This is a genomic window from Pseudarthrobacter sp. NPDC092439 (assembly GCF_044754945.1).
Classification (GTDB): domain Bacteria; phylum Actinomycetota; class Actinomycetes; order Actinomycetales; family Micrococcaceae; genus Arthrobacter.
The window spans coordinates 146,378-158,673 of sequence record NZ_JBIVQB010000003.1 but is presented as its reverse complement, the minus strand read 5'-3'; the positions used below and the strand labels follow the sequence as shown (position 1 = coordinate 158,673).

Annotated in this window: 11 protein-coding genes and 2 tRNA genes; 10 read left to right on the top strand and 3 right to left on the bottom strand. The window is 67.3% G+C overall.

Annotation, left to right across the window (positions count from 1 at the left end):
* Nucleotides 1–96: 96 nt before the first annotated feature.
* The 6 genes from ACIQCM_RS08890 (at nt 97) to ACIQCM_RS08865 (ending at nt 6,354) form a co-directional block, all read left to right on the top strand.
* Entirely contained in the window at nt 97–1,458 is a 1,362-nt protein-coding gene (locus ACIQCM_RS08890; RefSeq protein WP_400606082.1) for a YibE/F family protein, read from the top strand.
* 61 nt (nt 1,459–1,519) lie between these two features.
* Nucleotides 1,520–2,701: a tRNA dihydrouridine synthase DusB gene (gene dusB / locus ACIQCM_RS08885; RefSeq protein WP_400606083.1), complete on the top strand. Its 1,182-nt coding sequence runs from the start codon at nt 1,520–1,522 to the stop codon at nt 2,699–2,701.
* The gene (locus ACIQCM_RS08880; RefSeq protein ID WP_400606085.1) at nt 2,685–3,995 is read left to right on the top strand and encodes a deoxyguanosinetriphosphate triphosphohydrolase; all 1,311 of its coding nucleotides are present in this window, start codon (nt 2,685–2,687) and stop codon (nt 3,993–3,995) included. Before dusB ends, ACIQCM_RS08880 begins: the two co-directional genes overlap by 17 nt.
* Nucleotides 3,996–4,077: 82 nt before the next feature.
* Entirely contained in the window at nt 4,078–5,991 is a 1,914-nt protein-coding gene (dnaG, locus tag ACIQCM_RS08875) for a DNA primase (RefSeq protein ID WP_400606087.1), read from the top strand.
* 84 nt (nt 5,992–6,075) lie between these two features.
* Nucleotides 6,076–6,148 (top strand) — tRNA-Asn (locus ACIQCM_RS08870).
* 133 nt (nt 6,149–6,281) lie between these two features.
* Nucleotides 6,282–6,354, top strand: a tRNA-Asn gene (locus ACIQCM_RS08865).
* Between the two features lie 54 nt (nt 6,355–6,408).
* Here the strand turns inward: ACIQCM_RS08865 and ACIQCM_RS08860 are convergent.
* The 3 genes from ACIQCM_RS08860 to ACIQCM_RS08850 all read right to left on the bottom strand — a co-directional run bounded on the left by ACIQCM_RS08860 (nt 6,409) and on the right by ACIQCM_RS08850 (nt 8,358).
* Nucleotides 6,409–6,816: a hypothetical protein gene (locus ACIQCM_RS08860; protein WP_400606089.1), complete on the bottom strand. Its 408-nt coding sequence runs from the start codon at nt 6,814–6,816 to the stop codon at nt 6,409–6,411.
* Between the two features lie 73 nt (nt 6,817–6,889).
* Complete coding sequence (locus tag ACIQCM_RS08855; protein WP_400606091.1) at nt 6,890–7,105, bottom strand: hypothetical protein; 216 nt, start codon at nt 7,103–7,105, stop codon at nt 6,890–6,892.
* Between the two features lie 29 nt (nt 7,106–7,134).
* The gene (locus tag ACIQCM_RS08850; RefSeq protein ID WP_400606094.1) at nt 7,135–8,358 is read right to left on the bottom strand and encodes a multidrug effflux MFS transporter; all 1,224 of its coding nucleotides are present in this window, start codon (nt 8,356–8,358) and stop codon (nt 7,135–7,137) included.
* Nucleotides 8,359–8,536: 178 nt separating this feature from the next.
* Between ACIQCM_RS08850 and ACIQCM_RS08845 the strand changes: the two genes are divergently transcribed.
* From ACIQCM_RS08845 to ACIQCM_RS08830, 4 genes are all read left to right on the top strand, one after another.
* Nucleotides 8,537–9,379 (top strand): phage holin family protein, encoded by an 843-nt coding sequence (locus tag ACIQCM_RS08845; protein WP_400606096.1) that lies wholly within the window; start codon nt 8,537–8,539, stop codon nt 9,377–9,379.
* Nucleotides 9,380–9,459: 80 nt separating this feature from the next.
* Entirely contained in the window at nt 9,460–10,083 is a 624-nt protein-coding gene (locus ACIQCM_RS08840; RefSeq protein ID WP_400606099.1) for a CDP-alcohol phosphatidyltransferase family protein, read from the top strand.
* Nucleotides 10,083–10,991, top strand: a complete 909-nt coding sequence (locus tag ACIQCM_RS08835; RefSeq protein ID WP_400606101.1) for a DMT family transporter — start codon at nt 10,083–10,085, stop codon at nt 10,989–10,991. The genes ACIQCM_RS08840 and ACIQCM_RS08835 overlap by 1 nt, the downstream gene beginning before the upstream one ends.
* Before the next feature lie 93 nt (nt 10,992–11,084).
* Entirely contained in the window at nt 11,085–12,281 is a 1,197-nt protein-coding gene (locus ACIQCM_RS08830; protein ID WP_400606103.1) for a glycosyltransferase, read from the top strand.
* The last annotated feature ends 15 nt before the right edge of the window (nt 12,282–12,296 follow it).

The window sequence follows — 12,296 nt, the reverse complement described above, 5'->3', positions numbered from 1 at the left end:
TGCCGGCCGTAGAGTTCAAGGTATGAGGTTTCACTGCTGATGGGCGCCGGTCACTCCCATGCTCCTACAGACCATTCGGAGCCGACGCCCCAGGCGATGGCTGCCCGCCGGAAGGCCAACCGCATCCTGGCGGCCATCCTCGTTCCGCTCACGTTGCTGACGCTCGTGGCGATGGCCATGCTGTGGCCCTCCGGCAGCAAGGAAGGCATCTCGCTGGCCAACCCGTATTCCACGGCGTCGGGCGTCACTTTCGATACCGGCGCAATCCAGCGCGTGGTCACCGAACCGTGCATGCAGGGAGCCGGCCTCCAGGACCCCGGCCAGGCGGGCCAGGAAGGAAACCCGCAGGGCAGCCAGGCTGCCGGCTCGGAGTGCACTTTCGCGTACACGGAGCCGGACAAGGGCGGCAGCGCCGTTAAAGTGGTCATCAACCCGGACGTCGCCAAGTCCCACGGGGTGAACCCCGGTGACCAGATCCGCTACCTGAACCTGTCGGGCGCCGAGGGGGCCTCGGCGTCCGGATCCCCGGCCTATATCTTCGTGGACTTCGTCCGCACGCTGCCCATCCTCCTGCTCGCGCTGCTCTATGCGGTGGTGGTTATCGCGGTGGCGCGGTGGCGGGGGCTGCGCGCCCTGATCGGACTGGCGGGCGCCTACTTCGTGCTGGCCGGCTTTATGCTGCCCGGCCTGGTGGAGGGCAAGCCGCCGCTGCTGCTGGCGCTGGTAGGCTCCACGGTGATCATGATCGGGGTCCTCTACTTCGCCCACGGCTTCTCGGCGAGGACCTCCACAGCCCTGCTGGGCACCATCTTCGGGCTGGGCATCACCGCGCTGCTGGCGGCGTGGGCCACAGGCAGCGCCAACCTCGCCGGAGTCGGCAACCATGAGGCCACCACGCTGATCAACACCTCTGCGAACATCTCCATCTCCGGCGTGATCCTGTGCGGACTCATCATCTCCGGCCTGGGTGTCCTCAATGACGTCACCATCACCCAATCGTCCGCCGTGTGGGAACTGTACGAGCTCGCCCCTTCGAGCAGCGCACGCAAGCTGTTCACCTCCGCCATGCGGATCGGCCGGGACCACATCGCCTCCACCGTGTACACCATCGCCTTCGCCTACGCCGGCGCCGCGCTGCCCATCCTGATCATCGTGATGCTCTACGACCGGCCCCTGGCCGAAACGCTGACCAGCGCCGAACTGTCCGAGGAAGTCATCCGCACCCTGGTGGGGTCCATCGGCCTGGTTCTGGCCATCCCGGTCACCACCCTGATCGCCGTGCTGGTGGTCAAGGCCACCGGTACACCGGGTGCCGCACCCCGCCTGCACCACACCGCGGACGACGTCGAGGACACCGGAGCGCTCGCAGCGGCGGCCCTCACCGAACGCGGCGCCGGGACGGCAGAGAGCACGGACCTGCCGGAAACGCGCCGCGGGCGGAGGTCCCGGCACAGTTGAGCGGGAACACCGCACCGGCACCGCGCCGCCACGATTTGCCCGGCTTTGCAACAATGGACAGGTGACTGTTGCAGCAACCCCTCCCGCACCCAGGCTGGAACTCCCGCCCCTGAAGCTGGGCCCCATCACCGTGGACACGCCGGTGGTCCTGGCGCCCATGGCCGGCATCACCAACTCGGCCTTCCGCCGCCTGTGCCGCGAATACGGCGGCGGCATGTACGTGGCGGAGATGGTGACCTCCCGCGCCCTGGTGGAACGTACGCCGGAGTCGCTGCGGATCATCTCCCATGACGCGGACGAGAAGGTCCGATCTGTCCAGCTTTACGGCGTGGACCCCAAGACGGTGGGAGCAGCGGTCCGGATGCTGGTGGAGGAAGACCGCGCTGACCACATCGACCTGAACTTCGGCTGCCCGGTCCCCAAGGTGACCCGACGCGGCGGCGGCTCCGCGCTGCCGTGGAAAATCGATCTCTTCACCGCCATCGTGCAGACCGCCGTGAAGGAAGCCGGCAAAGGCAACATCCCGCTGACCATCAAGATGCGCAAGGGCATCGACGACGACCACCTCACGTACCTCGATGCGGGCCGCATTGCCCGTGATTCCGGTGTTGCCGCCGTCGCCCTCCACGGCCGGACCGCCTCACAGTTCTACTCCGGCCAGGCGGACTGGTCCGCCATCGCCCGGCTCCGCGAGGAACTCCCGGACATCCCGGTGCTGGGCAACGGCGACATCTGGTCCGCCGAGGACGCCGTCCGGATGGTGCGGGAAACCGGCGTTGACGGCGTAGTGGTGGGCCGCGGCTGCCAGGGCCGGCCCTGGCTCTTCGGCGACCTGCAGGCCGCCTTCGAAGGCAGTGACCTCCGGCACCGGCCCAACCTTGGCCAGGTGGCCGACGGCGTGTATCGCCATGCGCAGCTCATGATCGAAACCTTTGGTGGAGACGAGTACAAGGCCCTCCGGGAGATCCGCAAGCACATGGCCTGGTACTTCAAGGGCTATCCGGTCGGCGGAGACCTGCGTGCCAAGCTCGCCACGGTGCCCACCCTCGAAGTCCTCCGCTCGCTGCTGGACGAACTGGACCCGGACGTTCCCTATCCCGGCGTCGATTCAGAGGGCCCCCGCGGCCGCGCCGGTTCCCCGAAGAAGCCCGCCCTGCCCAAGGACTGGCTGGACTCCCGGTCGCTCAACGAAGACCAGTCGAGGGATATCGCCGCGGCGGAACTGGATGTGTCCGGTGGCTGAAACTTCCGTATCGGAGCCGCCCTCGGTGCCCCTGCTTTCGGGGTACGGCAGCCACGATTCCGCCCGCTGGGTGGAAGAGCCGGCCAAGAGCACCTACCGGTCGGATTTTGAGCGGGACAGGGCGCGCGTGCTGCACTCCTCGGCACTGCGCCGGCTCGGCGCCAAGACCCAGGTGGTGGCCCCGGACACGGACGACTTCGTCCGCACCCGGCTCACCCACAGCCTGGAGGTGGCGCAGGTGGGCCGCGAGCTCGGCCGGACGCTGGGCTGCGACCCCGACGTGGTGGACACCGCGTGCCTGAGCCACGACCTGGGCCACCCGCCCTTCGGCCACAACGGCGAGTCGGCCCTGAACGAGGTGGCACACTCCATCGGCGGGTTCGAGGGCAATGCCCAGACCCTGCGCCTGCTCACCAGGCTCGAACCCAAGGTGCTGACCGCTGACGGCGCGCCGGCGGGCCTGAACCTCACCCGGGCCAGCCTGGACGCGGCCGCCAAGTACCCGTGGTCCGCGTTGGAAGCCCCGGTGATCCATGGCCAGCGGACCAGCAAGTTCGGCGCCTACGAGGACGACCTCCCCATCTTCAACTGGATCCGCCAGGGCGCTCCCGAGCGCCGTTCCTGCCTGGAAGCCCAGGTCATGGACCTCGCCGACGACATCTCCTACTCAGTCCATGACGTCGAGGACGCAATCGTGGCGGGGCATTTCCAGCTGCGCTGGATGGACAACCCGGACCACCGCGCCCGCGTGGTGGGCTATGCCAGGCAGTGGTACCTGCCGCACAACGATCCCGCCGCCATCGACGCCGCCCTGGCCAGGCTCGAGGCCACGGACGTATGGGTCCGGGAAGCGGACGGCAGCCGGAAGTCAATGGCTGCCCTTAAAAACATGACCAGCCAGCTGATCGGCCGGTTCTGCCAGAGCGCGCTGGAGACTACCCGCGCCGTCTACGGTCCGGGCCGGCTGACCCGGTACAACGCGGAGCTCATGGTTCCCGACGAGACCGTCATGGAGATCGCCGTGATGAAGGGCCTGGCCACCACCTTCGTGATGACTACGGACCACCGGCAGCCCATCTACGAACGCCAGCGCGAGGTCCTCCACGCGTTGGTCACCGCATTGAGCGCCACGGGTGACCGGCATCTGGAACCCATGTTCGCCGCGGACTGGCGGGCAGCCGGGGACGACGGCGCGCGCCTCCGCGTGGTCATCGACCAGGTGGCCTCCCTGACGGACGGCTCGGCGCTGGCCATGTACGAACGCCTTGTGGGCAGCCTGCCGTCCCTGTGGTGACCGTCCCTGCCCTGGCCGGGCATGTGGCGGGCTGCGCCATAAGCTGCCCGCCGCCGTCGCACCCCCGCATTAGGATGGCTCTGTGGCCGGCCTGATCAAACGCGAAGACATCGACGAAGTACGCCAGCGTACGGACATCAAGGAAGTAGTTGACGGCTACGTCACACTCAAGGGCGCCGGGCTGGGCACCTACAAGGGCCTGTGCCCCTTCCATGACGAGCGTTCGCCCTCCTTCACCGTGCGCCCCCAAGTGGGCCGCTACCACTGCTTCGGCTGCGGCGAAGACGGGGATGTTATCTCCTTCGTCCAGAAGCAGGACCACACCTCCTTCCAGGAAGCGGTGGAAAAGCTCGCCGCCCGGATCGGCTACGAGCTCCGCTACGAGGACGGCGGCAGCGGTCCCAGCCGCGAGGAGGTTGGCCGCCGGCAGCGCCTGCTGGACGCGCACAAGATCGCCGATGAGTTCTTTCGCGCCCAGCTGCTCACCCCTGGTGCCGCCGAAGCCCGGAACTTCCTGTTCGGCCGCGGCTTCGACCGCTCCGCCGCTGAGCACTTTGGCTGCGGCTACGCCCCCCAGGGCTGGGATGCCCTCCTTAAGCACCTGCGCGGACGCGGCTTCACGGATGCCGAGCTGAAGCTGACCGGCATGTTTTCCGAAGGTAACCGGGGGATCTACGACCGCTTCCGCGGCCGCCTGATTTGGCCCATCAAGGACATCGCGGGGGACACTATCGGCTTCGGCGCCCGAAAGCTCTACGAGGATGACCAGGGTCCCAAGTACCTCAACACCCCGGAGACCACCCTCTACAAGAAGTCCCAGGTGCTCTACGGGATCGACCTCGCCAAGCGCAGCATCGCCAAGGAGCGGCAGCTGGTGGTGGTGGAGGGGTACACGGATGTCATGGCATGCCATCTGGCGGGAATTACGACGGCGGTGGCCACCTGCGGTACCGCGTTCGGCACCGAGCACATCAAGATCGCCCGGCGGCTCCTGTCGGACGACGGCACCGGGGGAGAGGTGGTGTTCACCTTCGACGGCGACGCCGCCGGCCAGAAGGCGGCCCTCCGCGCCTTTGAAGAGGACCAGCGGTTCACCGCCCAGACATACGTGGCCGTGGAGCCCGGCGGCGCCGATCCGTGTGACCTCCGCCAAAGCAAGGGCGACGAGGCGGTGCACGCCCTGGTGCAGTCGCGCCGGCCGCTCTTCGAGTTCGCCATCCGCACCACGCTGAAGCAGTTCAACCTCGACACCGTGGAAGGACGCGTGCAGGGCCTGAAAGCCTCGGTGCCGGTGGTGGCTGCAATCCGCGACGCGTCCACCCGCACAGGCTACTGCCAGGCCCTCACAGGCTGGCTGGGGATGCCGGACCCCAACGAGGTCCTGCGCCTGGTCACAGCCGCGGTGAAGCGCGGAGACACCGGCCGGCCCCCCGCCCAGGGAACACCTGCCCGGACGCCCGCCGTTGCCGGTGCTCCCGGCGTGGCTGACGGGGCGTCGTCGGGCGCTGTTCCATCGTTCCACCGCCCGGACCCCCGCGACCCCGTGGCCTCCATGGAACGCCAGGCACTGGAGGTGGCGCTGCAGCAGCCGGTGCTGCTGGGCGGACCGGCGTGGGAGCGGTTCGAGGCGGTCCGGTTCGCCACCCCCGCGTTCCAGGCGGTCCATGACGCCATGCGCGCCACCGGTCCCGGGCTGGCGGGGGACCCGGTCCGCTGGGTGGAGCACATCATGGCGGAGGTGCCGGAACCTTTGCGCCCGCTGGTCTCCGAGCTCGCCGTGGTCCCGCTGCCGGCCAGCACCGAGGAGGCCGTGCAGAAGTATTGCCGGGATATCCTGGCACGTCTTTTCGAGTTGCAGATCACCCGGGTCAAGGCTGACAAGATGGGCCAGTTGCAGCGGCTGGACCCGGTGGCGGACCCCGGAACCTACCAGCGGCTTAACCGTGAACTGATGATGCTGGAGATGGAACGCCGCTCGCTGCGGTCGGAGGCGTAGGCAGTCCGCCTGTGGCTTTGGGCACAACAGCGGCTCCGATTTTATTTCCTGGCCGGGTGTTTGCTAGGCTGATACCCGCTTCATTCCTCCTTAGCTCAATTGGCAGAGCATTCGACTGTTAATCGAAGGGTTGCTGGTTCAAGTCCAGCAGGAGGAGCTTCCAATCCCCGTTCCGGCCTCCGGAACGGGGATTTTTTGTCTCTTCGGGCAGGTGGAATTGGGGTGGGCGGCTCGGCGGGAGCCGATTTCGTATTCTCCCGAAACCTTTGCTAATGTCATACCTGCTTCATTCCTCCTTAGCTCAATTGGCAGAGCATTCGACTGTTAATCGAAGGGTTGCTGGTTCAAGTCCAGCAGGAGGAGCAATCACGGAAAATCCCCGTCACTCCCTATGGAGCGGCGGGGATTTTCCGTTCCTCAGACAAAGTCCATTTCCACTTGGAGGAACCGTTCAGCCTCGGCGATGGCCGCCATGAACGCTTCCTGCCCGGTGGGCGAGGTGCGCGGCTGCCGGGGGTTCCATTCGTGGGGTGCCGAGTGTACGTGCACCACCCCGCCGCCGGGCGGGGCGTAAAAGATTCCGAAGCGCTGTACTGGCCACTCGGGAGACGTTTCCGGCGCCACCAGCAGCGCGGCACCGAAAGCGGGGTTGAACCATTGGGCGATGGGCCGGCGCCGGTCTTCGGTGAAGAGCCCGGCGGCGTAGAGCGCCGCGGACTGCGGACCGTCGGCGGCGCAGAGCCGCTCCCACCACAGGGGGAGGATGCGGGCGTCGCACCGCTGCCATGTGGCTGGAATCCGGGGCTGGTCCTGCCGATGGGGCACAGACCTATTTTATCGCGGCACCCCCTTCAGGGGCAGGTGTCCTGCCTCTTGCCGACTGCCCCGGCGAATCCTGTCAGGGCCGGTTCCACGGGCCGGGGTTCACCCGGTAGAGCAACGCCGATCCGGCCACCATCCCCAGCGCGATCCCCAGGGCCGGGTTGCCGGATGAGCGCCCGGCAAAATAGCCCGCGACGGCGCCCAGCACCGCGCCGAGGAACAGCCCCCTCCGGTTCCGGTGGGGCCTGCGGCGGTTCCGGGGGTTACCGGCAGGTGTTTTTTCGCGGCTCATGGGCATAGTCCTTCCGTAGACAGGGGTGCCTAGTGGATCGAGGGAACGGTCCGGGGGCGGACCACCAGCCAGAGCGCCGCCATTGCCAGCAGGATGCAGCCGGCCTGCACGGCGCCCATGGGGGTTGCGCTGTCGATGCCCAGCCAGCCGACCACCGGCGAGATGAGTCCGGCGGTGGTGAACGTGGCGGCCCCCAGCAGCGAGGCCGCCGTGCCGGCCTGCCCCGGGTGGCCGGCCAGTGCCAGCACCTGGACGCAGGGGAACAGGAACCCGGTGCCGAAGATGTAGAGCCACAACGGCACCATGACGCCCCACAGGCCCATGTCCAGCTGGTCAAAGAGCACGATCAGGCAGGCGGAAGTGAACATCCATGCCGTGGCGCCGGCGATGATCCACTGCGGCGGCACGCGCCTGATCAGCCGTGCACTGGTCTGCACCCCGGCCACGATGCCCAGCGAGTTGATGCCGAAGAGGTAGCCGTACTGCTGGGCGGAAAACCCGAAGACGTCCTGGAAAAGGAACGGCGACGCGGACAGGTAGGTAAACAGGCCGCCGAAGTTCAGTCCGCCCACCAGGAGCAAGCCAACGAAGATCCTGTCGCCGAAGAGGGCCTGGTAACGCTGCTTGGCCGTCAGCCCGGATTGGCCGCGCTTTTCCGGCGGCAGCGTCTCCCGGACCAGGAAGAGAGTGGCTACGATGACCACCGTGCCGTACGAGGCCAGGAACACGAAGATTCCCGGCCATTCCATCACCAGGAGCAGCTGTGAGCCGATTACCGGGGCAAGGATGGGTGCCAGCCCGTTCACCAGGGCCATCCGGGAGAACATCCGAACCATCGCATATCCGGAGAACAGGTCTCGGACCATTGCCATGGCCACCACGCCTCCGCCTGCCGCGCCCACGCCCATCAGCACGCGGAAAATCCCCAGGGTGGTGATGTCCGTGGACAGGGCCGCACCCAGCGACGCGGCGATGTGGAGCGCGGTGGCAAGGATCAGGGGGGTCCGGCGGCCGAACTTGTCGCTGAAGGGCCCCACCACCAGCTGCCCGAAAGCGAACCCCAGGGTGGTCCCGGCGAGGGTCAGCTGCACCTGGGCCTCGGTCACTCCCAGGCTTGCCTCCAGGGCAGGGAAGGCCGGCAGGTAGAGGTCGATGGTGAACGGTCCCAGCGCCGTCAGTGCGCCCAGGAGGAGGATGTAGAGGAGCTTCCGGCGCCGGCTGAGCTGATCGCCCGGATTGGAGGGAGTGGTCACGGATACCAATCCTAGGCCCCGGCCCTGCCGGATCCGCGGTGCGGAGGCCACGCCGCCCTGCCCGGCCGGGAAGGGAGCCGCGGGCCCGAATGATAGTTTTGGGGTCGGGGACGGTGCAGTGGCACCCTCCCGCGAAATACGGAAGCCGAATCGACCCATAACCAGTAAGGCGGAACCGATGAGCGGACGTCATAGCGGCCAGGCGGGCAGGGGGCTGCGCATCACCGCGCTGCCCCGCACCGCCAAGCTCCTCTTCCGGCTGGCACCACGCCAGCTGAACGACGAGATCGCCTTTGCCAAGGCCGAAGTAAAGCGCAAGGGCATCCAGGTCGGGGTCGCAGCGGCCTTTCTCGCGGTGGCTCTCGTCTTCCTGTGCTTCCTCATTGTGGGCCTTATTGTCGCCGCCATCATGGGACTGGCCACGGTAATGCCCGCCTGGCTTGCCGCGCTGATCGTCTCCGCAGCGTTCCTGCTCATCGCCCTCGTCGGTGCCCTGGTGGGTCTCGGGAAGTTCAAGAAGGCCATGCCGCTGCTGCCGGAAGAAACCATCCGGGGCCTGAAGCACGACCTCGGCGTGGCCAGGGATGGCTCCGCCTACAACCCTGCCGTCCTGGACCCCAGGAGTTCCGAGGCCAAGGCGGCCAAGGCAGCCAAGGAAGAAGCGGAAGCGAAGGAAAAGGCGGAGAAGGCGGCCAAAGCTGCGGAGCATGCGCGCGAATTTCCGCAGGCGTCGGAGCCTGAGCTTGCCCGCCGCCTTGACCAGCGCCGGCGCCACCTCGGCGAGGTCCGCGATGACCTGGGCGCCGAACTGGATGTGAAAACCCAGTACCGGTTCCTGGCGGCGGCGGCCCGGGAGAAGCTGGAGGCCGCCCAGGCTGCTGCCCTCCGGAAGAAGGCTGCTTTCGCGGGGTCCACCACCGCAGACGGCGGTCCCGCGGCACGCTGGAAGCCGCTCGCCGTCATGGCCGCGGCCGGAGCCGTGCTGGTGGTGCTTCTTCGGAAGCTGATCCGCACCTACTGAGGCCGGCCCGCGGGCCGCATTGAGATTGCTGGCGGCCACACCGCCGCCGCCACGACTGGCAGGAAGGAAAGGGACCCGGGGTGAAATTCATTGGTGCCGGTTCCCGGCCCGGCCGCCCCCAGGTGGACCACGACTCCGTGTTCACCATCCCGAACCTGCTTACCGTGGTCCGCTTCATGGGTGTGCCGCTCTTTATTTGGCTGGTCCTGGCCAGGCAGGAGTATGCCGCCGGCGTCATCGTCCTGGCCATTATGGCTTCCACGGACTGGATAGACGGCTACATCGCCCGCCGCTTTGACCAGGCATCGAAGCTTGGGCGGGTGCTGGATCCCATTGCGGACCGGCTCGCCATGATCGCCGTGGCCGTCACTTTGGTGATTGCCGGCGTCGTCCATTGGCTCTACCTGGCCGCGCTGGTGATACCGGACGCCGTGCTCCTGGTGCTTTCGCTGTCGCTCTTCCACGGCCATCCGGACCTGCCGGTCAGCGTGATGGGCAAGGTCCGCACGGGCCTGCTCCTGCTCGGAATGCCGCTGCTGGTGCTTTCGCGGCTGGACACGCCGGTCTCCGGCCCGGCGTACGTCGCCGCATGGGTGGTCCTGGGGCTGGGCCTGGTGGGCCACTGGGTGGCGGCGTACAACTATTTCCGGGCCATGCTGCGCAAGGGCGGGCTCCAGCCAACGAACGACGGCGGGGCCTCCTGATGGTGTGGTTCGCCGTCCTGCTCGCGGTGCTTGGGGCGTTCTGCCTGGCGCTGGGTGCACAGCGCCAGGGCAGCGCGGTCAAAGCAGACACGGGCGGCCTTGCGCTGAGTTCGAACGGATTCCTCCGACTGCTGCGCAACCCCCGCTGGGTCTTCGGCCTCCTCCTGCTCGGCGCCGGCATGGCCATGAACGCAGTGGCGCTGGTGTCCGCTCCGCTGACAGTGGTGCAGCCCATTGGGGCGATCGCGCTGGTGATCACCACTATCGTGAACGCCCGGGACCAGGACATCAGCATCAACCGCGCCACCGTCGTCGCCATCGCCGCCTGCGTGACCGGCTCGGCGCTTTTTGTCCTGCTGGCGGTGACGGTGACGCAGGAGAACCACCACGTCAGCATCAGCGACGAACTCACCATCGACCTGCTGCTTGCCGTGGCCGTTGGAGTGTTCGGCTCCTTGGCCGCCATGTTCCGGCACCGGATGAATGCCTTCGTCTACATCCTGGGCGCCGGCGTGCTGTTCGGGTTTGTCGCCGTCCTGACCCGGATCATCGGCAAGCACCTGCTGGACGCCAACGGACTGTTCCTGCTGAACGTGCAGTGGTATTCGGTGGTGGCCATCGTTGCCGCCGGAGTCCTGGGATCGTGGTTCGTCCAGAGCGCGTATGCCACCGGTCCGCCTGACCTGGTGATCGCCGGGCTGACCGTGGTGGACCCCATTGTCGGGATCGCGATCGGCATCGCCATCCTGGGGGAGCTGCGCCCGGACGTCCACGCCGTCATGGCCATTGCCATGGGAACGGCGGCTTCCCTTGCTATCGTTGGGGTCATCGCCCTCTCCAGGCACCATCCCGAGGTCACCAAGCGCAAGAAGGACGCGCGGAAGACCGCGGGCAGGGCGTCCCATTAGCAGTGCAATCCACGCAGCCGGGCGCCACCATGCCGCGGCCAACCGTGCTGTCAGTCCATGCTGTCCGCACCGTGACCATCAGGAGTTTTCCCCGTGACCACGCCAGCCGACCAGCGTCCCCTGACCATCCTGATCGCCGCGGATACGTATCCGCCCCACGTCAACGGCGCCGCCCAGTTCGGGTACCGGCTGGCCAAGGGAATGACCGGCCGGGGCCACGACGTCCACGTGCTGGCCTGCCGGGCCGACAACGGCCCGAGCTTCACCGAGTTCCGGTCCGAGGCAGCCGTTCACCGGCTCAGGTCCCACGGAGTCCCCACCCACGAATACTTCAGGATCTGCCTGCCTTGGGAGATCAAGAAGGAAATCAGCCTGCTCTTCGATCGGATCAGACCGGATGTGGTGCACATCCAGAGCCACTACATGATCGGCGAGCACGTGCTGTACGAGGCCGTAAAGCGCGGTGTGCGGGTGGTGGCCACCAACCACTTCATGCCGGAGAACCTGAATCCCTTCCTGCCGTTCCCGCAGTGGTTCAAGGACATCATCGGCCGCATTTCCTGGAAGGACATGGGCAAGGTCATGGGACAGGCCGACGTGGTCACCACGCCCACGCCGCTGGCCGCAAAGGCGATGCACGACCACGCCTTCCTGCGGAAGGTCCTGCCGCTGTCCAACGGCATCGATTCCGCCGCATACGAACTCCAGCCCGGTGAGGTGGTCGACCCGCACCCGCGCCCAACAGTGATGTTCGCTGGCCGGCTGGCGGAGGAAAAGCATGTGGACGTGCTGATCGACGCCATTGCCAAGACTCCCGCGGAACTGGACGTGCACCTGGAGATCGTGGGCGGCGGCGAGGTACGGCCGGCCCTGGAGGCGCAGGTGGCCCGGCTGGGATTGGACGGAAGGGTCCGGTTCCTGGGCCTGGCCAGTGACGAGGACCTCCGTACCGCGTACATCAGGGCGGACCTGTTCTGCATGCCCGGCACGGCGGAGCTGCAGTCCCTGGTCACGCTGGAAGCCATGTCAGCCTCGACGCCGGTGGTCCTGGCGGACGCCATGGCGCTGCCGCACCTGGTCCGCGATGGCGAAAACGGCTACCTGTTCAGGCCGAACGACAGCGACGACCTGGCCAGGAAGATCACCCGGATCCTGCAGCTCCCCGCCGACCAGCGCTCCGCCATGGGCCAGGCCAGCCGGAGGATGGTGGAACCGCACAGCATCCAGGGCACCCTGCAGACTTTTGAGGACCTGTACCGGGGCGCCGGGTTCGAAGAAAAGGTGGTCTGAGCCCATTCCAGTATT